This is a genomic window from Pseudolactococcus chungangensis CAU 28 = DSM 22330, from assembly GCF_002441885.1.
Classification (GTDB): Bacteria; Bacillota; Bacilli; order Lactobacillales; family Streptococcaceae; genus Pseudolactococcus; species Pseudolactococcus chungangensis.
Genome location: NZ_JXJT01000005.1, coordinates 1 through 21424, shown reverse-complemented (window position 1 = coordinate 21424; position 21424 = coordinate 1). Strand labels below are relative to the sequence as shown.

Sequence of the window (21424 nt, the reverse complement as noted above, 5' to 3'; positions counted from 1 at the left end):
CTGTGAGTTCATATTATTTGGCTTGATCAAATGTTCTTGCTAATCTCGCAATGTCATGTTCTGTCGAACAACAGCAACCACCAATTAACTTAGCACCCTTTTGGTGCCAGCACCTAGCGTCTGTGGAGAAGACCTGTTCAACACTAATTTCTTCTGACCAAGTTTTAGTAACAGCATCAAAGATGGCACCTGAATTTGGGTAGGCGACTAGTGGTTTAGTCGCTGCCACAGACAAATTTTCAATGACTGGTGCCACTAGCTGAGGGCTGACGCAATTAATCCCATAGGCAATGACATTCTGATCTTGCTCAACAAGCTGCTGAAAATCCGCCAAGCTATCACCATTTGCCAAATGCGCGGTGTCTTTTAAGGAGATGCTCACCCAAACAGGAAAGTTAATAACCGCAATGATGTTTAAAATCACGCGCAACTCGTCCAGTCTCGGAATAGTCTCAATAGCTAGAACATCCACTCCAGAAGCGATTAAGGCCTTAATTCTCTCCTCATGAAAGTCTTTCAACTCATAGTCTGAGATTTGATAAGCACCTGTATACTCCGACCCATCAGATAGGTAAGCACCATAGGGACCGATAGAGCCCGCAATCCATTTAGCTTGCCCGCCTTTCGAATCTTGCTTGGCTTTTTTAGCCAAGGTAACACTTCGTTCAATGTAGGCAATCGCCTGTTTTTCTGAATAACCGACATCTTCAAAACTTTTCACAGTTGCCTGATAGCTGGCAGTAATAGCAACATTAGCGCCTGCATCAAAATATTGCTTGTGGACTTGGTAGATAGCCTCTGGTTGTTCAACTAGAGCCAAAGCAGTCCACAAGCGGTGGTTTATCTCAAGTCCTTGTTCTTCAAGTAGACGAGACATGGAACCATCAAGAATAACGATATCTTGTTCATTAATCCACTGTTGAAATGTCATAGCTACTCCTTTTTTGTTTCCGATAAAATAATTGATAAACGAGAGTTGTTAAAACTGTAAAAGGGATGCCAAAATATAAGGCAATCCGTTGATTGGGGTCAAAATAAATACCAATCAATGAAATAGAGCATAGTATAATCACCAACCAAGGGACAAGCGGATAACCTGGTGTCCGATATTTAAGTTCAGTCAATTGATGTTGCTTAACAAATACTTGTCTAAAACGCAATTGACTGACACCAATGGACAACCATACGGCTACCACAGCAAAACCAGATATAGATACAAGAGCTAAATAAACTGTATCCTCAGCGTAAATACTTGAGAATAAAGACAGTAAACCACCCGCAAGTGTTAGGATAAGTCCATTGACTGGTAGGCCGTGCTTAGACAGCCGGGAAAATGTTTTGGGTAAGGTACCATCTTCTGCGAGTGACCAAAGCATCCGGCTGGCAGCATAGAGCCCAGAATTAGCACCTGAAAGAATGGCAATGAAAATAATAAAATTCATAATATCACTAGCAAAAGGAATCCCTAAGTTTTGTAAGATGATAACAAAAGGACTTTCAGTCAGGGCCTTCGAGTTAGCTGGAATCAAGGCACCAATGACAACAATTGTCCCGATGAATAAGGTCACTAATAAAAATAAAGTTCTTTTAATGGCTTTGGGAATGTTTTTCTCAGGATCGCTAGTCTCACCAGCAGCAACCCCTATCAACTCAGTCCCACTAAAGGCAAAATTTGCAGATAATAACACAATAAAAACAGCGCCAAAGCCATGCGGAAACAGACCATTAGTTGTTAAATTGTGAAATAGAGGGGCACTGCTCGCATGAACAGGTAGTATACCTGTAATAGCTGTTATACCTAGAATGACAAATATACCAAGTGCGGCAACTTTAATTAAGGATAACCAAAACTCACTGACAGAGAAAATCTTGACATCTAAAACATTTAATAGCAAAATTATACCAGAAAAAATTGCACACCAAATCCAAATTGGAATCTGTGGAAACCATTTTTGCAGCGTAATCCCCATGGTGATAAATTGCGATCCTAATGCCACCGTCCAAGTCAACCAATATAACCAAGCTACGGTAAAACCAATGCTAGGATGAATATACTTTGATGCATACATATGCAGTGAAGATGTATCAGGATGCTGTACAGATAGCTCACCTAAGCACATCATGACAAGCGTCGCAAGAGCGCCACCCACCATATAAGCAATAATCGTGCCAATTGCACCTGCTTCCTGAATTAAATAGCCAGAACTCAGAAAAATCCCAGTGCCAATGACTCCACCTAATGAAAGTGTCACCAAATGCTTGCTACTCATTTTTCTCATAAAATGGTTTTCGTTCTTCATTAATGAGGTCTCCTTTTTTGTTTGATAGCCACGCTAAGTTTATTAAATAACACTTTATCATGATGCAAATTAAAAGTAATCTGATTCGTCCACTCATGACAAGCATTGCATTTTCCTAGTATAACATCAAACAATACCTGCTCGCCTTATCAAAAAACTATAACGGCCTTTACCTTTTACAAACTCAAAACCCTCTAACCCTCACTTCACGTCTCTCATTCTTTCGCAACTTTAGCATAAAATCCAGGCGGATAGACCGTTTCATCCTGCTGATAAGCTATGAAATGGTTGTAATAAACACTAACATCATTTGTCACTTGACAAAACTCAGGCTTGATAACGCCATCGAATTGGCGAGTTAAGACATTTAAGCCAATCGGATAAACCTTAATCGGGAAATCTTTGACTGTCATTAAATTTTGACCATTCTGGTAATACTTTTCCTGAATTTTTAACCACTTGGGACTCTGATAATACAATTGCCGTGTAATAAATGTTCGAATATCTTGTGATAACTGGACTGTCATTTTTTCTGATGTTGACGCAAATGGTGTTCGAAGCATTTGAAGTAATCTTCCTGAATCAAAGTCAAATTCACGTTGCAAATGATGCAAACGTCCTGTCAAGTCTTCATGGCATAAATATTTTAGGCGCAGCTTCTCACGCTGCAAGTCCAACTCCCAATAATAAAAACCAGCATTTTGCGTTAGATAGAGTAATTGTCGCTTGAGTTCCGTCACATTCTCATCTAGCCATAAATCTTTCCCCATGAGCCAGAGGACAGTATAACCATGTGCCCGATACATTTCTGTCCGCTCGCGTAACCGTTGAATAGATAAGTGACTACATTGAATTTCAATCGCAAGAGTTTTATTGACCAGCAAGTCAGGTGTTTGCTGTAATTCTGGTAAAAAATGTTCAATTTCAACTTGTTCGGTCTGCTTAAACCAGTGATATAAACGTTTTTTCAGGGTTAGGTGTTGCAGACTTTCATTTTCTGAATAATACTGACAAGTTGCCAAACTCACATGAGCAAAATGAGGTATTTTAATGCGACCATTTTTGAAACGTACCTGACTTTTACAGGCAGGACAACGCAAAAATTGTTTTGCTAGGTCTGCTAAATCTGTTGTGCTGAGTTCTAATAAATTAACGACTTTTTCTGTTTCGTTTAGTGCGACTAACATACTCACCTCTTACTATACTTATACGAAAAAGATCTGTGAGTGCTCACAGATCTTTAAACATAATTGTGTCGAGGTCATGTTGTCTCACTGCCAAGATTGATAGAGACTATCCATAATCTTCACACCAGTCAAGGTCATGTCTGCTGTCATTTTAGAACTAAGAAGTTCCCCTGAAAGGATGAGCTCATTCACATGCTGAACTTCATAGACAAAATCACTTTCAAAATCAGCATTAAGTTGCCGTTTGATACCACCATCCGCAAATCTAACGGTTGCTGTTTTAGCACGCCAAAATTCCGGAATAATGAGTCTTCCTTTTGTTCCCTGAATCGTCATGACTTTATCCAAGGCTACTTTAGTCGTCAAAAAGATGTTTACTAGAACGCCGTTGTCAAGTTTTAACAAGACTTTGGCTTGTGTGTCTGATTCACCATTTACCATATCGGCAATGCCTGAAAAATCTGTGATTTGGGCATCGAAAATATATTGCAAATAACTTATCGCATAAGGCAACATGAAATGAACTGTACCTCCACCAGCTTTAAGGTCATTGAACCAACTGATGTGGTCAATACTAGCATAGGCCGTTACACTATCAACTGATAAAATATCACCGATTTCATTTGATTGTATGACTTCTTTGACGAGCTGTGTGACAGGTAAAAAGACTGATTTTTGTGCCTCCATTAAAAATAAATTTTTCTCACGCGCTAGCTCAAAAAGTTCTTCTGCCTCAGCTAAAGTCAACGTAAACGGTTTTTCTAGCAAGACATTTTTGCCTGCCAACAAGGCTTGCTTGGCTTCTGGAAAATGTCCTTTATTATAAGTCGCAATATAGATAACATCCAGCTCTGAATCTGCATAAAGTTCAGCGTGACTACCATAGGCTTTCGGGATGTTATATGCCGTCGCAAATGCTTGCGCTGTTTCAAGACTACGACTTGAAATCGCAGCAACTTCGCCGTTATCTGTTAAACGAACACCTTCTATAAATCTAGGTACAACTTGTGCTGTAGATACGATACCATATTTTACTTTTTTCATGATTTTATTGTATCATAAAAAAACGTAAACATTATAATAAAAAGTTACAATTTTTTGAAAAATTTTATTTGATATAACATCAAAAGCACCTGCTCTAGCAGATGCGCCATTGACTTTTAAAAAAGTAAAGTCTCAATGATAGTCTCAAAGATGCAGGGCAAAATCTGCTGGCATCGTTGAAAGTGGCGAAACACTTACAACATCCCCCGGTTGTGGCGCATGGATAAACTGACCATTCCCCAGATAGATACCTACATGGTTACCACCGAAAAATACGAGAACATCGCCGACTTTGGCCTCTTCAACCGAAACTTGCTGACCAGCAGACATTTGAGCCCAAGTCGTGCGACCGATTTCTTGCCCCAGTGCCTCCCGATAGACATACGATGTAAAACCAGAACAGTCAAAGCCATCAGGCGTCGTGCCGCCATAAACATAAGGGACACCCTGATAACGATTCGCTGTTTCTATTAATTTTTCTTCTCGTGTTTTAACTGGTGGTGATGGTGGAACAGCTGCTTTTTCAGTTTCGTGAACTTGCTTTTGAACAGTTGCCTGTTCTTGTTCAACAGACTTAACTGTATCACGAACAAGTCCTGTAAAATAGTCTAGATTAAGTCCTGTGCGATGATTTATTACCTCATCTTGGATTTTTAAATGTGGTTTTGTTATCTCTTCTGCTTTAGTAGAGACACTGAATCCGGTTGATATAAGTATAAAAGTTGCTACGATAAATTTAATTTTGTTATTTCTTTTTTTTAACATAAGTAGCATTGTACCATAAAAAAACGCCCCAAAAGGCGTTTTTCATCATCTCTTAACCGACTTGTCAAATTGTCATGTTACTGACAAACCTGTTATTGATTTGTCATATTGAATTAGAACAAACCTGAAATATGACCTGCATTGTCAACATCCATATTAAGAGCCGCAGGCTTTTTCGGCAAGCCAGGCATGGTCATGATATCCCCTGTCAATGCGACAATAAAGCCAGCACCGAGCTTGGGAACAAGTTCCCGAATCGTAATATCAAACCCTTCTGGTGCGCCTAAACTGTTTTGGTCATCTGAAAAACTATACTGGGTTTTTGCCATACAAATCGGTAAATTATCCCAGCCATTACGTTCAAAAGTAGCGATTTGTGTTTGTGCTTTCTTGGTCATGGTAACAGATGCACCACCATAAATTTTGGTCACAATCGTTTCAATTTTTTCAGGAATTGAACTTTCTAAATCATATAAGTAATGGAAATCAGACATTTTTTCAGTTGCTTTAACAACTTTTTCAGCTAAATCTAGACCACCAACACCACCTTTAGACCAGACTTGTGTGAGTGAAAAATCAACATTTTTAGCAGCTAAAAGCTCAGAAAGAACTGAGATTTCTTCTGCCGTATCTGTCACAAACTCGTTAATCGCGACAACTACAGGCAAACCATAACCTTGGATATTATCAATATGTCGATTGAGATTTGCAAATCCTTCACGTAGTGCAGACGTATTTGCCATGGACAAATCATTCTTAGCTACGCCACCATTCATTTTTAAAGCACGAACAGTTGCGACAATGACGACGGCATCAGGATTTTTAGGAAGTTCACGTGTTTTAATGTCGAGAAACTTCTCGCCACCGAGGTCAGCCCCAAAACCTGCTTCTGTGACAGTGAAATCAGCTGCTTTCATAGCGGCTGTCGTTGCAAGCACACTGTTACAGCCGTGGGCGATATTGGCAAACGGTCCACCGTGAACAAAGGCCGGTGTCCCCTCAATCGTTTGCACGAGATTGGGTTTAAGGGCGTCTTTAAGTAAAACCGTAATCGCACCTTGAATTTCGAGGTCTCCGACTGTCACCGGTTTGCGGTCATAAGTGTAGGCAACAACGATTTTAGCCAATCGTGCTTTAAGATTGTCTATAGAGGTCGCCAAGCAGAAAACAGCCATAATTTCACTGGCTACGGTAATATCAAAACCATCTTCACGTGGGACACCATTCATTGGTGAGCCAAGTCCAGCAATAATCTGACGCAATTCACGATCGTTGAGGTCAACAACACGTTTCCAGATGACACGACGTGGGTCAATATTGAGCTCATTACCTTGATGGATATGATTATCTAATAGTGCAGCAATCGCATTATTAGCTGTTGTAATGGCGTGCAAATCACCTGTAAAATGGAGGTTAATATCTTCCATCGGTAAAACTTGAGCATAGCCACCACCAGCTGCTCCTCCTTTGATACCCATGACAGGTCCAAGAGAAGGTTCTCGCAAGGCAATCATAGCTTTCTGACCAAGTTGATTGAGGGCATCACCCAGACCAATCGTAACAGTTGATTTACCTTCACCAGCAGGAGTTGGATTGATGGCTGTAACTAGAATCAGTTTGCCATTATCATTTTTTTGTAACTTATTGAGTGCTTCAAAAGTAATTTTTGCCTTGTATTTGCCGTATTGCTCAATATCATCACTTGAAATACCAGCTTTAGCAGCAATGTCCGTAATGGCTTTCATAGGTGAGGCTTGAGCGATTTCGATATCAGATTTTACCACGATGCATCTCCAATTTCTTCATTATTACCTTATATTATATCAAAAAACACTCAGATTGCCTTTTGTTTACTGATATTTACTTAAAATGTCGGCTTCAATGTTCGGCTTTTGTTCTGACTTTTATCGCTTTATCGATTTTTCTAACTTTGATTATCCAAAACTATCTTTCCAAAATGACAAATCAAGCAAAATATAAAGTTTTTAACACATGACAGTCAAGTTCAGAACTCAAGTCAATAAAATAAGGGGTTTGCCAATTTTTTTGAGCTGAGGGAGTTAAGGATTTGACCCAAATTGGATAAACTCTGGTTGCCATTTTACCGTCTGATTAGGGCCACTAAGTATACCTTTTTAAAAAGAATAGACTTCGGAAAAATAAACTGCTCTTGTAGATGTCCGTCAATTACAGAGATGATAAGTTTATCTGGACTAGCGGCAAACTCGTAAGGCTGATTCTGATTTTTATTGTCTTTCTCCCAAAAAACGACAAAATAACCTTTTTTCTTAGGTGTCATTTTTGCTAGTCTACTTCTATATTGATGACCATTTAGTTCAAAATAAGCCCCTTCATAGGCTGCGTTTTGGTACTCTACTTTTATTTTTGAGATACTGAATCAACTTTAATGTCCTAAATATTGTTCACTTTTGTAATCTGTGACTTACTTGTTTAAGTAAATGGCTAATAGGTAATATCAAAGCGCCATTCACCGTCATATTGTAATGCCGTCGGCACTGTAAATGAACTACCCGTTTCCGATAGATTAGTTTCTGCCTCTGCTGTGCGACGCTCATCCCGATCTTCCCATGATAACTGCGAAATTTGCAACATCAAGTCAGTATCATCTGGCAGTTTTTTTGAATCATAGGTGAAGTTGACCTTACCGTAAAATATATCGCCTTCAATCTGAAATGTTGAAGATGAGATACCGCCACCAACAAGGTCGTATGACATATCGTTATCAGCAAAAAGAGAAAAATGAATATTTTGATAGTTTGACCCTGCAGCAAGCTGTTTCGTTAACAATTCTTTCAAGCGCTCATCATCAAGCTTAAATTGATACTCAAAGATAAAATTCTTTTTTGTAGCCATAAATTTTGTCAGTTTAATCTCACGACAATTTTGCGTACTCGTCAAATTAAGTTCTGCAGGCATTAGATTTTCTTCTGCTTTTGTTGTCAAAGTTTCAGATTGACTATTCGTATCTTCTTTTTTGATACATCTACCAAGTGAGGTTTCATAACCTGCAATCAACATAATACCGATAATGATTGTCAGGACAGTTAAAACTATATAACGATCATGCTTTTCTTTATTTTGTTTAAGTGTTTGATTCATATCCTTATCCTTTGTTATTTAAATGTTTTCATACTAAACTATGTTTATCATAACACGATCGACTTTTTATGTCGATTATATGAGTTTTAAAAAACGTTTTATAATCTTACGCTTAATTAAATTCGCACTTATTTTACAAGCTTTTACTTATTTCTCTACTCTCCTAAAACGTTAGTATGTCAAGGATATAGGGTGTTTTATAGATAGATAAATGAATGACAGTATACACTCACTGAATCGCTATTTTGCCATTAACAATCTTAAAAATATTGTAATTCCTCTTTTTATCCATACTTATAATAGCATATTTTTCTATTTTTTTCATCCTATTTTTGTAATTTTTTTGTTTTTAATAAATATTCAGGAAGTAAAACAAGATCATTACAGATTTCAATATAGTTGATAATATTTTCAAATGAATCAAGTTCCATTATTTTTTGTGTTTGAAAATCATGAAGTGTCTCTTATCTAAAAAGACAAGTTTTATCACAATTAACAAAAGTATTGCGTTTCAGGATGCTCAGGATTTTTTGTTGGGACAATCCCATCATATCTCCTGATAAAAAAGTTGCCTGATCACTTTCTAATCTTTTCAATCGAGCAGTTAAATTGTATTGTGCACAACCAAGATTCATAGCACTTTGATTCAGAGAACCAGTTTAACAAATATCAATAAAAATTTTTAAGTCATTGAAATTCATATTGTCTTACTTCTACCTGTCACTTTTTGTTATGAGTACATCATGATTAGTGGACTGAAAACTAGGCACTTATTGGACGGTTCCCCAAAACTCTACTTTAAACTCTTCTTGATTTCAGAAAAGCAAAATAATGAATTCAATAATAGTTACAACCCACTTTATATCTGGAAAAATTCTGACAATATATCTCAATTTATCTTTGACGGATATTTTGATAATATATTAAGCTCATCTGGTTGACAACATATTGAAATCAGTGTGATTTCTTCCATTGTGCTTAGCGATGATTTTACCCAAAGTAAATTTATATATCGAAGAAAATCAAGATATTCTGCCAACTGACACTTAAAAAAATTGATATTCATGAAAAAACAACTGATAATAAAAATGGAAAAAATAGTATCTATATTCCTGATAAACGGCAGAAAGTATTCTTGGTATTCTATCCGACAAAACCTCAGACCGAACCTAGATGCTTTGAAATTTTTCATCTTTCTAGTGCTGAATATTAAAACTGCACCTTCATATCATACTTGCTTTACTTCTAGCCCTAAAAACAGTTTTTACGGAACTGATATGAATAGAAACTTTGACAGATATGATATGGGCCGAAACTTTAATAATTTCGAAAACCGCAGATTTGAAGGTCCGTGTGATTAATAAATTGTTCTTAAAAAAAGTGTCCACATTATGTAAAAAAAGCATCAAATATTCAATTGTTCCTTATACAAAAAAAAACACCCACGGTCATATTGATGTGCACCCAAGAATATAGACTTTTCAAAACAATGAAAGGTCTTTTCTTATGCCAAAGTATTCATTCGATTTCAAACTCCAAGTTGTGCAAGATTATTACTCAGGAATTGGAAGGAAGAGGTTCTTAGCTAAAAAGTATGGCATCACACCCAGGCAAGTGGCAGTTTGGAAGAACACTTATAAAGAGTTTGGAACTTTAGGACTTCAACTAATTCATAGCCTAAAGCACGCTTCAATAAAGCATTCTCAACTTGACAGTTAATAATTTCTTTGCCCCTTTTTAGGGGGGCGAAAGTACCGGAAATTGTTTAATCCAATCTCTGAAAGTTGAATATGCAGCACCAATAGTTTCTGCAACTCTATACAAAAAAGCCCTGATTTTTATCAAGACTTTCAATTTTCTATTTTACAACCATAACATTACATGGTGCATGATTGACAACATATTGAGTGGTAGAGCCTACAAAAAATTTATCTATCACACCAGTACCAGTCGACCCTATTACAATAAGATCAATCTTATTTTCTTTCGCATATTGAACAATTTGTCTCTTTGCATTGTTGTCATAAAGATTTATTTCTTCACATTCGACTTGTTCATCTACTATTTCTGATACCCTTTTAAGAATATCTATAGCCATTTTATCCATTGAAGCAGTCTCAATTACAGACATATCAAAAGCATTATAGTATCTGCTGGTCTCTTTAACAGTCAAAACTTGAAGTTTCGCTTTATTTCTCTTCGTGATTTCAACCGCTTCAGAAACTGCGTTATAGGCTTGTTCTGATCCATCTACTGCAACAAGGATGTTCTTGTATTCTTTTTTCATATAGGTACCTCACTTTCTAACTCCATTATAAAACTAAATAAGTCAAAAATAAACCAATAACATAACAGCAACCCCTGATTTCACACTAATTGCTTTTCTTTTGAATTCCATGATACTCATATAACACATTTTCCTTGTCAGTTTTTGCTCAAAAGCTGACAAAATTTAAAATTTACCAAAAACCATCACATATTTTGTCATATTTTCTGATAGCCCAACGATATGAAAATATTAAATTTAGTTCTTCATCATCAGAGCACTTTTTTTGAGCCTCGGATATACGTCTTTTGAATTCATGGAGATTTTGTAACTTTCAATCTGCATCCCACTTCTTATGATATCTTCTGTTGGCTTTGAGACCTTATTGGCCCTTTTGCCTCCAATATAACTATCAGTGATTTTCATTTCCAATTCATAATTTCGATACTGTATCACACTATCAATTTTTTGATACCTCAACAATTTTTTCTCGATAGCCTTTAAATTATATTGTCTACTCAGTCCTACTCTCCTTAAAAACCAACTGACCCAACTCAGCATCTGTATCAAAGTGCCACAACTCGACTGTTCCATCTGTTTCAATTAATTTAACTTCACCCATTTTCATTTTTAGTTTCCCAGAATTGTCGTGCTTTGCCAAAAATATTTTTATTTCAGATAAAGTTTTAAAATACCATTCTAAGGCATTCCAAATAACTTCAATTATTCAGTAATCCATATTCTGCTGGAAAATAATATCCAAAGGCTACTTTATATCTCTTTCCTTTTCGTGGGTCACAATATAATTCTGTCATTCTTTTAGCCCCACTTTAACGGCTCCCATTTTTAATAGTATCTAAAATATAATGGTAAGCCTTAACTGCATATCCTATAGCTCCCTTACCTCATGTATTTAGAGAAGGGCTACCTATTCAAAACCAAAGTCCTTGATCAAATCTTCTTTGCCTTTTAACATCTATCAATACCTCCAAACATGTGTAGCTGTTTCAAACATCTCGTACCGTGCCACTAGTTTTTTTAAGTCGTGCATTTTCAACTTCAAGTTGTGTCATTTGATCACTTTCTTGTAGCTTTTATATCGGGTTTCTTCTTTCCATGAAACAAATTCAAGAATCACTTCTTTATTGATAAACACAATTTTATGTGTAGGATTTAGAACACCTTTTTTAAATTCAGGGTGTTCTAGCATCACTTTTAACCCGAAATCAGTGTTAGCTTTGATAACCCCTCCCACTTTTGCATTTAGATATTCTTTATCACATCATTCTGCTTTTTTAGGAAAAACGATTGGCAAATAAGTTATTTTTTATATGGCAGAGGATTTTTCACCTGATAGCTCTAGTGATAGTCATCTAAGTTAAGCTATTGATACTAATTTCATAACCATTTTTTAAAATCACTTCATCACCAACCAATGACATGATCAGTTCACCATTTTTTGTAACTGTGATTTCTAAATTTACAAGCACTTTATCGTTAGACAATTGCTTTTTCTTTACAATCCATTCCACTCCTCCTTTCTATATTGCATAATACCTTCATTTTTTTGGTATAATAAACCTTGAAAGGAGGTATTGATATGTTCGATACTGAAAATGATTTATCAAACGAGCAACGTGCTCATGATCTGGCTTTACTTGCTGTACAAGCAGAGATCAATCGAAACCTGATTTCTCAGCTCAATTCTGAAAGTAAAGATGTTGAGTTGGATATTTACAATCTATACTTCAACTCTTATAAAGAGGCATTAATTGCAGTTGCTAAAGACTTTGGATAACCTTTCAATTAACCCATCAACAATCTGTTGATGGGTTTTACTTTTTTAAAATATCGGTTACAATACTTAACATAACTTGAAATCATCAATGGTTTTCAAGATGATTTTATGAACTTGTGGCGTGCGTAGTCTTCCGCAAAGGTATCAAGCATGACCATCATACTTCGCACTAAACTCATTTTTTTCAATTTCATTCATGGGGATGAACTTATTAACTAAGGTCAAACCATGCTCATCTACTGTCATAATATGCCTCATTTCCAGCCCATCAGGGCTTTTTTATTTCTCAACTTTGCTAGGTGTGAACACTTTCACGGCTATTGTCAACCTCTTGGCATCTCGTATTGAGTAGTCATTATCATGTCCAAGAAATAGCTATATTATTTTATTAAGATTTTGTATAAGGAAAAGTTATCGTTTTTTTATATTTTCTATTGACTTAAAGTATTGAAACAGAACTTCACACCAAGCTGTTTAAATACAGAATGAGCAAGGTCAATAGTCGAAAAGAATATTTCAAAGCACCGTTCTCAGTCATTAAAAATATACTTGAAGAACATGATGAACTTGCTGTTGAATTAACTGAAAATGTCGATGCCTTTGAATAGCAACAATCAATAAAACTGTAAAACAAAAAAGCGCCACTCACTCCCTCCGCAAAAAGTTTGTGAGCAACGCTATAGAATCAAATACCCAAATAAGAGGATACTACTCTGTTTATTTTACCACAGAAAAGGATAAATGCCAATGTGGATCGAAGATTTATCGAATGGGGGATTCAAATATTTCGAAAGATATAAAAGTCCATCAACAAAAAAATGGAAAAGAGAATCTGGCACACTAGACAAAAAATACCACGGACTCAAAAAGTTGCACAAACTGAATTATCAGAGAAGATTGTCAATGCACTTTCAGCTCATACAACGTCAGACATGCTGTTTCCAACGTTTATGACAGACTGATGGGTATTTTTATACGCATTCCATCAAACAGAGTTCTATCAGTACCCTGACGAGCCCAACTATATTATAACTATGTCTCCTAAAGAAACTTAGGTTAGAAACATAACCACGAAAAGTATACAGGATAGACTAATTTCAAATAAGGAATCGAGCAGAAATAAAATCGGACGTATCAAATCCGTGTTAAATCTAGCATTTGATTATGCTGCAGAAAACAATGTATCTTTTAAAGCAATAAAAGAAAGAGTAGGGCACGACCATTGAAGTAAAACAACAGAATCAATTTATACCCACGTAACCGAACAAATGAAGACTAATATCACAGATGTACTAAACGACTTTAAACTTTAAAGTCGTTTTTTATATCTATGCCCCTTCTGTGCCCCTTTTGTATTTTTTAAAAACAAAAACAACCTCAGAAGCCTGTGGTTGTCATATTCTGGCGCTTAAATTATTTAACAGCGTCTTTCAAAGCTTTACCAGCTTTGAATGCAGGAACAGTTGTTGCTGCGATTTTGATTGAGTCTCCAGTTTGTGGGTTACGACCTTCACGAGCTGCACGTTCACGAGTTTCGAAAGTACCGAAACCGATAAGTTGAACTTTTTCACCTTTTGCAAGGAATTCAGAAACTGATGCGAAAACAGCGTTTACTGCTTTTTCAGCGTCTTTTTTAGTCAAATCAGCAGATTCTGCAACTTTTGCGATCAATTCTTGTTTGTTAGCCATTTTAAAAATGTCCTCCAATAATTATTTTTACCCTTAGGCAAACTTTATTATAGCAAGTAACGGCTATTAAAGCAAGTAAAAACGCTACTTCTAGCGCTTTTTAAAGGTTTTTTTACATAAAAATTACCTTTTACCTATTTTTGCATGAGGTTAAAGACAAATTTATAATTTTTCATATCAAGTTTATTAGCCTGTAAGAAAGTATCCTTGGTGATAGCAATTTGCGGTAAATCAATGACAACTTCTTGCTTTTCAGATTTAATCGTGACAAATTTAGGTAAATCGTATGCGCCTTTGATATAATTCAAAACTGTTTTAGCAGGTAAGCTCAAAGTACCAATTGAAATACTCGTCACTTTTAAATTCACCGAACCATCATTTAAAGCGTAGGGTTCAAAATAAACATACAAAGGAATATCTTTTCCAAATATTTTATAGGCTCCTTCAAGTACTGCCTTATCTGATAGGTAGAACTTATAGTTCATTTTGTTATCCTGAAAGTCTCCTAAGTATTTGTTGATAGCTGTATTCAATTGCTCAGTATTGGTTGAGATTTCTGCAACTTTATTCACGCCCTTAATAGTGCTCACTTGATTCAGAACTTCTTGATCGCGATGTTTGGTCACTTGAAATCCGACAACAGCAGCAAGTGAGATATTAATTGCTAGTATTAGCAAGAAGAGATATTTCCAGTAACTATTTTTCATTATAATGCTCCTTATAAGCCACGGCTACTGCATCACTCATGATTTGATAGCCAATATTATTGGGATGAAAATGATCTTCTTCAAATAGCGCATCATTCGTAATTGTTTGAATGTCACCATTACTACTTGTCACGCCACGATTACCATCCACCCCTTGGTAGAGCAAATCATTGATTGGTACAAAGTACATCTTCTTTTGCTCCATAACCATCTCCTGTGTCGCTTGGTTCCAATGGTCAATGACATCTTGCATCTCCGTGATATCAGGGAAGTTGAGATAAAAGGGATTATAGATTCCCAGAACATAGACCTGTGCATCTGGATTATACTTTCGGATAAAATCAAAGATTTCAGTCAGTTGTTTCTGATAGGCTTGCGCGGGTTTATCAAATGATCGCTCCGTCAAATTCATGAGCTGTGTTCTAATCACTTTCATGACATCATTTCCGCCAACAGTAATTGTGATGACATCAGCCTTTTTTATCGCTGTCTGAATTTTCTTCTCTTTGGTCATGCGTTTGTAAATTTGTGTCGAAGTATTGCCGGCAACGCCGAAATTTTGAGACACAACATTCACATCTGAGATATCACCGATGGTGTTGGCTAACAGAGGGACAAAGCCTCCTTGGTTGGTTTGGTCACCAATGCCCTCTGTCAATGAATCTCCAATTGCCATATAATCCAAGCGTTTCTGAGTCAGAGCCGCTTTCAAATTCTTGTTAGAAAGCTCTGAACCTGCAGGTCGAATTAAAAAATGGCCGATGACGGTAAATATCGCAAAAATTGCCACCACAAAGACGACAATTTCAATCAGCCAACGGCGCACACGCCCTTTGTATTTATTTTTTTTCATAATCTTTCCTATTACATCGTTCATGCATTAGTTGTTAACTGAGACTTTCAAATAACAAACGACCACCTTATTCAAACTCAATCATGAGCGCCCAAGCACCTGGACCAGTATGAGTCGCAACCGTTGAATTGGTATCTAGGATTGAAATTTTTTTATCGACAAAAGGTTGCAATGTCTCTCTCATCTGCTCAGAGAAAGTCATGTTTTCTGCATGAGAAATCCCAATCTCTTTGATTTTCCGATTTTTGATTTTGTCTACAAACTCATCTAACCATTTTTGGAAGGTCTTATTACCACGACCTTTTAAGATTGGGTCTAGTGATGTATCAACTAAGGACATGACCACTTTAATGTTCAAAAGACCACTCAGAACACCCGTTACACGATTGACACGACCTCCTTTAACCAAATTATCAAGGTTAGAAATTCCGATAAAAAGCGCCGTATTCTCTTTAGTTTTTTTAATTGCTGCTAAAATTTCTTCTTTTGTCGCACCACTCGCTGCCAATTTCGCTGCCTCAAGAACTTGAAACTTCAAACCTTGGTCAATGAAATCACTATCAATAACTGTCACATCTGCATTTGATAGCATAGCACCTTGATGCGCAGCCTCTACTGTACCTGATAAAGCCTTGGTCAAATGGATGCTGATGATTTGGCTACCGTCTTCTGCTAATTTATCGTAAGTTTCCGAGAACACCCCAACTGGTGGTTGAGAAGTCTTAGGCAGATTCTTGCTGACCTTCATTTTTGTCATAAATTGGTCAGCTGATAAATCCGTATCTTGATAAAGGACACCGTCAATCAATATCGATAAAGGGACAATTGTAATCCCATATTTTTCAATCAGTTCTGGTTCAACTGTAATTGTCGAATCCGTCACAATTTTAATCGTCATGCTAAAAAACTCTTTTCTGTCGGAAATGACTAAAAAATAAAAAATTATTCTCTAGTAATCTCAAAATTTATGTTATACTTGAGATGAAGTAGTTATCAAAACTAGATAGTGAATTTTGAATTGCTTTCTAAATTATTATATCAAATTTTGAATGAAATTTCTCAATTCATCATGTAGCATTTTAAGTGCTAGTCTCTGATTAGCGAGAAAAATAGAAAAAAGGTCTCTTTTGAAAAATTCTAAAGCTTATATCATTACTAACGAAGTCTTTAATGCCGTTACACATGGCATTGGGTTTGGCTTTGCAGTTGCAGGGCTGATTCTACTTATCCTAAAAGGTGTTGCACATCATGCCACACTACAAGTCGTCAGCTATACCATCTATGGCTCAACCCTCGTCCTACTCTTTCTCTTCTCTACCTTATTTCATAGCCTCATTTTCACCAAGGCCAATCAAGTTTTCCAAGTTTTTGACCACTCCTCAATTTATCTATTGATTGCGGGTACCTATACCCCTTATTGTTTGATTACACTCAACGGTTGGTTAGGTTGGACCTTGTTTGCGATTGTTTGGGCATGTGCTATCACAGGTGTTGTGCTTAAATCTGTCTTTCTACCCAAGTGGGACCATGTCCCACGGCTATCAACAGTCTTGTATATCATCATGGGTTGGTTGATTGTCTTTGCCTTAAAACCACTCTGGCATGCCTTACCACATACTGGTGTCTGGCTCCTCTTTGTTGGCGGGGTGCTTTATACTTGTGGCGCCTACTTCTACTCCTTAAAATTTCCTTATGCACACGTTGTTTGGCATTTATTTGTCATGGCAGCCGCTGTCCTCATGTGGGTTTCAGTTTATAAATTTATCTAAAAAGATACGCCTCAAGTCGTCTGACAAAAGGCGTATTTTTTTGACTTTATTTTAGCAATGATAAATTGAGAAAAAATCACCTATAGACCGCTTTATCCACATATCCCGTCAAGCGTTTCAATAAAATTTCAGACTCGTCCACGTAAATGCCAGTCATTTGCGTCGTCTTTGTGGTTTCATTATACAAAATCACAGGTGAATTGCCTGGGAATTCTTTTAAAATTTGAGCAATGCGCGAATTTTTACTCGTCTCCAAAATCGCTAACCAAAGTTTTTTATCCGTTTCCACAACCTTAACCAAGCCTTCAGCTACCAACTGTAAGCGGTCATTACGCTCTGAAACCTTGCCCGTAATCAGATAAAAATCATTCACCTCAATCTCTGGCAGAAAATGATGATAACTTTCCGGAAACATGGTCACATCAAGCTCATCCTTAGTATCCGTCACATTCAAGAAAGCCATCGTCGCACCATTCTTCGTTCGATGTGTCTTCAAATGTGTCAATTGAACCAAAATCGTTGCTTTTTGACCCGCCGTGAGCTGACTCACCTCAGTAAAATTACCATGGCGTGTTCTTGCAATACGCATTAGAGGATGTTCAGTCACTGCAACACCCATCAAATCAAATTCCATCTGATATTTTTCAGCATTGCTATAATCTTCATAATCATCATAGGCAAATTTTAAATTTGTCGACGTTTCGGAAAAGAGGTCTGTTTGAAATACTGAATTAAAGTCCAGTAGTTTCTTGAGATTTTCAACTAACTTTCGACGATTCGGATCAAAGTTATCAAATGCACCAACTTCAATCAAGGGTCTGATGACAGTTTCCTTACGATAATTTTCTGGTAATTTTTGAATGAAATCCTGTAAACTTGAAAATTCCCGATGTTCAATGATCCAAAGCGCTAAATCGCGCGGCAAACTCTTAATCGCGCGCATGCCTAAGAAAATTTCACCTTTAGATAATTTATCATAGTATGGCATGCGATTAATTGTCGGTTGTCCCAGTTTAAAGCCTAGATTTTGTGCATCATTAAGTAGAGCGATACGCTTACTATCCCGCAACATAATTTCATAAAAAACATCTGGATAGTGTGCTTTGAAGTAGGTCATCTGAACTGCTAGAGCACCATAACCAAAGGCGTGAGACCTATTAAAACCATAGTTTGCAAATCGTTCAATCAGTTCATAAATCTCAGTCGCTTTTTCTGTCGTATGTCCTTTTTTCAAACTACCTGCAATAAATTCAGCTTTTAACTGCTCAAATTCACTACCTTGTTTTTTAGAAATAGCACGTCTGAGTAGATCTGCACGACCTAGTGAAAAACCTGCAAAAATCTGGGCAACCTGCATGATTTGTTCCTGATAAATCATAATCCCATAGGTTGGTGATAAAATATCAGCAATTGAATCATCCGGATAAATAACCGTCTCCTCACCATGACGCCGTCTGATAAATTCAGGAATAAAGGCTGATGGTCCCGGTCTGAAAATTGAGGTTGCTGCGACAACATCCGCAAATTCTGTCGGCTTTAATTGACGCAAAAAATTCATCATCTGAGGGTTTTCAAACTGGAAAATCCCCAAAGTCTGTCCTTTTCTGAATATTTCTAACGTTGCATCATCATTGAGATCGATTTGACTGATGTCGATTTGTTTTTCATACCTTTTCGCAACTAAATCCCGCATGTCATTGATGAAAGTCAGATTTTTGATACTTAGAAAGTCAAACTTAATCAGACCAATTGCTTCAACATCATGTGCCTCAAACTGAGTAATGGGTAAGATTTCACCGGGTGCTAAAGGCAGGTAATCTGTCAAATCATGAGCCGCAAGAACAACACCTGAAGCATGAACTGATTTCTGACGTGGCATCCCTTCTATTTTTTGTGCATAGGCAAAGATTTTTTGTAGGCGTGAATCGTTAATGATTTCAGCTCTAAACCGGTTATTTTTCTCATATTCTTGGGCGAGATTATCCGAGCGACCAATCATACTTGAAACGTGTGAAATTTCAACTTCTGTCATGCCAAAGACCTTGGCAACATCACGAAAACTCTGTTTCATACCAAAAGTTGAGAAGGTCATAATCTGCGCAACATGACTACTACCGTAACGATTTTTGACATAGGTCAGAATTTCAGCACGCTGATTATCCGGCATGTCGATATCAATATCGGGAAGACTAGCTCGCTCAGGATTGAGGAAACGCTCAAAGAGCAAGTTATTCGCAACAGGATCTACACCAGTAATTTGCAACGCATAAGCCACGAGAGACCCTAACGCAGACCCACGCCCCATCCCTGTATAAATATGTTGTGACCGTGCATAGCGAATGACATCTGCGACAATCAAGAAGTAATCATCAAAGCCCATTTCATGAATGACACCTAGTTCATGATCGAGTCGCTGTTGATAATTAGCTGAAGTTAACTGTCTAGCCTTTAAGAAGTTTTCAGCAATTTCACGCAATTCATCTGCTGCTGGTTTTTCAGGATTAAAGCGTGGTAGGGCGAGTGTGTCAAGCGCGATATCATAGCTGATTTCTGAAACCAGCCGGTTTAGATTTTTTAAACTCTCCGCATCAAATAAAGCGCGAACATCACTTTCTGCCCGTAAATTTTCGAAGTGGTTGCTGGTCAAGCTATCATCATACTTGGTGCCATTTTTGATGTGATGTAAAATTGCTAGCGTCTCTGCATCCCCGGCGTTTAGATATCTTACCGTTAAAAATGGAATTTTCGGTCGCAAAAAGCCTTGTGTCATTGGCTGCGCCAAACCAACATAAACATCATTTTGGGGCAATTGGGAAAGGATACTATCAATGGCTGAGTCAGCGGGAATGATGAGGGCAACATCACTCAAGTGACTTTGCATGTCTGAAAAATCGTTAAAGCCAAAATTTTTCTTACTCGAAATACTGTAAAGATTTTTAAGCCCGGTATTTGTTTTGGCAATGAAAGTGAAATTGATAGCAAGACTATTCAACAAAAGTGTCGTTTCATAGCCAATGACTGGCTGAATGTCTGCTGCTTGAGCTTGCATGATGAAATGGTGGGCAGCATGCAGATTATCGCTATCCGAAATGCCGAGCGATTGATAGCCGAGTGCTTTTGCTGCTGTGATATAGTCGGTGAGTTTGACTGTCGCATCCATAAAGCTAAAAACGGTTTTCGTATTAAGTTGGGCGTACATCTGAGCTCCTTTCATGGTCTTTTATTTCTATATAACCAACTTGATTCGGTGGCTTGATAAGTTAGATACTCTCATGAGTTACACCTAGCCAATTATTTTTGATATTTTTTCTTGCAAAATTTCCTTATTTCTATTATACTTTATTTTGAGAGAAGAAACATATCGGGGCATATCTAAAATTATCATTCTCTATTTTAGATAGCCCTTTAGAAAGCAGATGGTGTTATGAAATTCTTCGTTGTTCTATTTTGGTCATTAATTTTAAGTGAAATTGCTGGCTTTGTTATCGGCAGACTCAATGATACAAGTTTCCAACCTAATCTGGTTGCTATCATTGCCGTTACCTTCGCAATATTCATTTTCATTTTAGACAAAATCGCAATTCCAAAAGATCCACAAGCTAAAGTATCAAAATAAACCTTGGGTTTATTTTTTTGTAATTTCTAGCATTTCAAACATGTCAACAACTTAGTATCGTTCCTGACGATTAAGCAGAGTTATTGACACTTTTTCAAAAAAGTGAACAAAAAACAGGCTATGATTGATTTTTATCATAGCCTGTTTTTTTCTCAGAGACTAATAATTTAAACAATTTAAAATCCAAAACTATTTCTATCTTTTTCTTCGTTCTCCAAACGGATTTGTTCATTAAGGTAATGATTTGCCGCATTCGACCCAATCGGAATATCGTCCAACTTATTGGCAATTCTCTCAGCCTCCCACATCT

23 protein-coding genes are annotated in these 21424 nt (G+C 37.0%); 7 read left to right on the top strand and 16 right to left on the bottom strand.

Annotated elements, in window-relative coordinates:
- Positions 1-13 precede the first annotated feature (13 nt).
- From mmuM to RR45_RS03435, 9 genes are all read right to left on the bottom strand, one after another.
- A complete protein-coding gene (gene mmuM / locus RR45_RS03470) occupies positions 14-931 on the bottom strand; it encodes a homocysteine S-methyltransferase (RefSeq protein WP_031365931.1) in 918 nt (305 codons plus the stop codon).
- Entirely contained in the window at positions 909-2300 is a 1392-nt protein-coding gene (locus RR45_RS03465) for an amino acid permease (protein WP_031365932.1), read from the bottom strand. Before RR45_RS03465 ends, mmuM begins: the two co-directional genes overlap by 23 nt.
- Positions 2301-2515: 215 nt before the next feature.
- On the bottom strand, positions 2516-3487 hold the full coding sequence (locus RR45_RS03460; protein ID WP_031365933.1) for a competence protein CoiA: 972 nt from the start codon (positions 3485-3487) through the stop codon (positions 2516-2518).
- Positions 3488-3571: 84 nt separating this feature from the next.
- On the bottom strand, positions 3572-4531 hold the full coding sequence (locus tag RR45_RS03455) for a Gfo/Idh/MocA family protein (RefSeq protein ID WP_031365934.1): 960 nt from the start codon (positions 4529-4531) through the stop codon (positions 3572-3574).
- A 144-nt stretch (positions 4532-4675) separates the two neighbouring features.
- Positions 4676-5296: a C40 family peptidase gene (locus tag RR45_RS03450; protein WP_031365935.1), complete on the bottom strand. Its 621-nt coding sequence runs from the start codon at positions 5294-5296 to the stop codon at positions 4676-4678.
- A 113-nt stretch (positions 5297-5409) separates the two neighbouring features.
- Entirely contained in the window at positions 5410-7080 is a 1671-nt protein-coding gene (locus tag RR45_RS03445) for a formate--tetrahydrofolate ligase (RefSeq protein WP_031365936.1), read from the bottom strand.
- A 181-nt stretch (positions 7081-7261) separates the two neighbouring features.
- A complete protein-coding gene (locus RR45_RS11515; protein WP_273101243.1) occupies positions 7262-7396 on the bottom strand; it encodes a MepB family protein in 135 nt (44 codons plus the stop codon).
- 1 nt (position 7397) lies between these two features.
- A complete protein-coding gene (locus RR45_RS03440; protein WP_279625295.1) occupies positions 7398-7679 on the bottom strand; it encodes a MepB family protein in 282 nt (93 codons plus the stop codon).
- A gap of 80 nt (positions 7680-7759) precedes the next feature.
- Positions 7760-8416, bottom strand: a complete 657-nt coding sequence (locus RR45_RS03435; RefSeq protein WP_072353572.1) for a hypothetical protein — start codon at positions 8414-8416, stop codon at positions 7760-7762.
- A gap of 743 nt (positions 8417-9159) precedes the next feature.
- Here RR45_RS03435 and RR45_RS11605 point away from each other — a divergent pair.
- Positions 9160-9357 (top strand): DUF4865 family protein, encoded by a 198-nt coding sequence (locus RR45_RS11605; RefSeq protein ID WP_143188733.1) that lies wholly within the window; start codon positions 9160-9162, stop codon positions 9355-9357.
- A 565-nt stretch (positions 9358-9922) separates the two neighbouring features.
- Positions 9923-10135, top strand: coding sequence for a helix-turn-helix domain-containing protein (locus tag RR45_RS11600; RefSeq protein ID WP_072353571.1), 213 nt, complete (start codon positions 9923-9925; stop codon positions 10133-10135).
- A 139-nt stretch (positions 10136-10274) separates the two neighbouring features.
- On the opposite strand, the gene RR45_RS03425 is transcribed toward RR45_RS11600, so the two are convergent.
- The gene (locus RR45_RS03425; protein ID WP_031365937.1) at positions 10275-10703 is read right to left on the bottom strand and encodes a universal stress protein; all 429 of its coding nucleotides are present in this window, start codon (positions 10701-10703) and stop codon (positions 10275-10277) included.
- A gap of 1352 nt (positions 10704-12055) precedes the next feature.
- A complete protein-coding gene (locus tag RR45_RS11160) occupies positions 12056-12214 on the bottom strand; it encodes a hypothetical protein (RefSeq protein ID WP_167362584.1) in 159 nt (52 codons plus the stop codon).
- Between the two features lie 68 nt (positions 12215-12282).
- Between RR45_RS11160 and RR45_RS03410 the strand changes: the two genes are divergently transcribed.
- The 3 genes from RR45_RS03410 (at position 12283) to RR45_RS03405 (ending at position 13442) form a co-directional block, all read left to right on the top strand.
- Positions 12283-12480: a hypothetical protein gene (locus tag RR45_RS03410; RefSeq protein ID WP_031365939.1), complete on the top strand. Its 198-nt coding sequence runs from the start codon at positions 12283-12285 to the stop codon at positions 12478-12480.
- Positions 12481-12965: 485 nt separating this feature from the next.
- Positions 12966-13088 (top strand): hypothetical protein, encoded by a 123-nt coding sequence (locus tag RR45_RS11510; RefSeq protein WP_279625293.1) that lies wholly within the window; start codon positions 12966-12968, stop codon positions 13086-13088.
- 210 nt (positions 13089-13298) lie between these two features.
- Positions 13299-13442, top strand: a complete 144-nt coding sequence (locus RR45_RS03405; RefSeq protein ID WP_179295322.1) for a hypothetical protein — start codon at positions 13299-13301, stop codon at positions 13440-13442.
- 451 nt (positions 13443-13893) lie between these two features.
- On the opposite strand, the gene RR45_RS03400 is transcribed toward RR45_RS03405, so the two are convergent.
- From RR45_RS03400 to RR45_RS03385, 4 genes are all read right to left on the bottom strand, one after another.
- Entirely contained in the window at positions 13894-14169 is a 276-nt protein-coding gene (locus tag RR45_RS03400; protein WP_003139300.1) for an HU family DNA-binding protein, read from the bottom strand.
- A gap of 134 nt (positions 14170-14303) precedes the next feature.
- Complete coding sequence (locus RR45_RS03395) at positions 14304-14876, bottom strand: YpmS family protein (RefSeq protein ID WP_031365940.1); 573 nt, start codon at positions 14874-14876, stop codon at positions 14304-14306.
- Positions 14866-15729 (bottom strand): SGNH/GDSL hydrolase family protein, encoded by an 864-nt coding sequence (locus tag RR45_RS03390; RefSeq protein ID WP_072353569.1) that lies wholly within the window; start codon positions 15727-15729, stop codon positions 14866-14868. Before RR45_RS03390 ends, RR45_RS03395 begins: the two co-directional genes overlap by 11 nt.
- A gap of 67 nt (positions 15730-15796) precedes the next feature.
- The gene (locus RR45_RS03385; protein WP_031365942.1) at positions 15797-16627 is read right to left on the bottom strand and encodes a DegV family protein; all 831 of its coding nucleotides are present in this window, start codon (positions 16625-16627) and stop codon (positions 15797-15799) included.
- Between the two features lie 229 nt (positions 16628-16856).
- Here RR45_RS03385 and trhA point away from each other — a divergent pair, with 229 nt between their 5' ends.
- Entirely contained in the window at positions 16857-17498 is a 642-nt protein-coding gene (trhA, locus tag RR45_RS03380) for a PAQR family membrane homeostasis protein TrhA (protein WP_096823150.1), read from the top strand.
- A 76-nt stretch (positions 17499-17574) separates the two neighbouring features.
- Here the strand turns inward: trhA and RR45_RS03375 are convergent, their stop codons facing one another.
- Complete coding sequence (locus RR45_RS03375; protein WP_031365944.1) at positions 17575-20697, bottom strand: DNA polymerase III subunit alpha; 3123 nt, start codon at positions 20695-20697, stop codon at positions 17575-17577.
- Positions 20698-20922: 225 nt separating this feature from the next.
- On the opposite strand from RR45_RS03375, the gene RR45_RS03370 reads away from it, so the two are divergent.
- Positions 20923-21114, top strand: a complete 192-nt coding sequence (locus RR45_RS03370; protein ID WP_031365945.1) for a YjzD family protein — start codon at positions 20923-20925, stop codon at positions 21112-21114.
- The last annotated feature ends 310 nt before the right edge of the window (positions 21115-21424 follow it).

Excerpts from the sequence above, each read along its gene's own strand:
- mmuM (WP_031365931.1), bottom strand. The coding sequence starts at position 931 with ATGACATTTCAACAGTGGATTAATGAACAAGATATCGTTATTCTTGAT.
- RR45_RS03465 (WP_031365932.1), bottom strand. The coding sequence starts at position 2,300 with ATGAAGAACGAAAACCATTTTATGAGAAAAATGAGTAGCAAGCATTTG.
- RR45_RS03460 (WP_031365933.1), bottom strand. The coding sequence starts at position 3,487 with ATGTTAGTCGCACTAAACGAAACAGAAAAAGTCGTTAATTTATTAGAA.
- RR45_RS03455 (WP_031365934.1), bottom strand. The coding sequence starts at position 4,531 with ATGAAAAAAGTAAAATATGGTATCGTATCTACAGCACAAGTTGTACCT.
- RR45_RS03450 (WP_031365935.1), bottom strand. The coding sequence starts at position 5,296 with ATGTTAAAAAAAAGAAATAACAAAATTAAATTTATCGTAGCAACTTTT.
- RR45_RS11515 (WP_273101243.1), bottom strand. The coding sequence starts at position 7,396 with ATGGCAACCAGAGTTTATCCAATTTGGGTCAAATCCTTAACTCCCTCA.
- RR45_RS03435 (WP_072353572.1), bottom strand. The coding sequence starts at position 8,416 with ATGAATCAAACACTTAAACAAAATAAAGAAAAGCATGATCGTTATATA.
- RR45_RS11605 (WP_143188733.1), top strand. The coding sequence starts at position 9,160 with ATGATTAGTGGACTGAAAACTAGGCACTTATTGGACGGTTCCCCAAAA.
- RR45_RS11600 (WP_072353571.1), top strand. The coding sequence starts at position 9,923 with ATGCCAAAGTATTCATTCGATTTCAAACTCCAAGTTGTGCAAGATTAT.
- RR45_RS03425 (WP_031365937.1), bottom strand. The coding sequence starts at position 10,703 with ATGAAAAAAGAATACAAGAACATCCTTGTTGCAGTAGATGGATCAGAA.
- RR45_RS03410 (WP_031365939.1), top strand. The coding sequence starts at position 12,283 with ATGTTCGATACTGAAAATGATTTATCAAACGAGCAACGTGCTCATGAT.
- RR45_RS11510 (WP_279625293.1), top strand. The coding sequence starts at position 12,966 with ATGAGCAAGGTCAATAGTCGAAAAGAATATTTCAAAGCACCGTTCTCA.
- RR45_RS03405 (WP_179295322.1), top strand. The coding sequence starts at position 13,299 with ATGGAAAAGAGAATCTGGCACACTAGACAAAAAATACCACGGACTCAA.
- RR45_RS03400 (WP_003139300.1), bottom strand. The coding sequence starts at position 14,169 with ATGGCTAACAAACAAGAATTGATCGCAAAAGTTGCAGAATCTGCTGAT.
- RR45_RS03395 (WP_031365940.1), bottom strand. The coding sequence starts at position 14,876 with ATGAAAAATAGTTACTGGAAATATCTCTTCTTGCTAATACTAGCAATT.
- RR45_RS03390 (WP_072353569.1), bottom strand. The coding sequence starts at position 15,729 with ATGAAAAAAAATAAATACAAAGGGCGTGTGCGCCGTTGGCTGATTGAA.
- RR45_RS03385 (WP_031365942.1), bottom strand. The coding sequence starts at position 16,627 with ATGACGATTAAAATTGTGACGGATTCGACAATTACAGTTGAACCAGAA.
- RR45_RS03375 (WP_031365944.1), bottom strand. The coding sequence starts at position 20,697 with ATGTACGCCCAACTTAATACGAAAACCGTTTTTAGCTTTATGGATGCG.
- RR45_RS03370 (WP_031365945.1), top strand. The coding sequence starts at position 20,923 with ATGAAATTCTTCGTTGTTCTATTTTGGTCATTAATTTTAAGTGAAATT.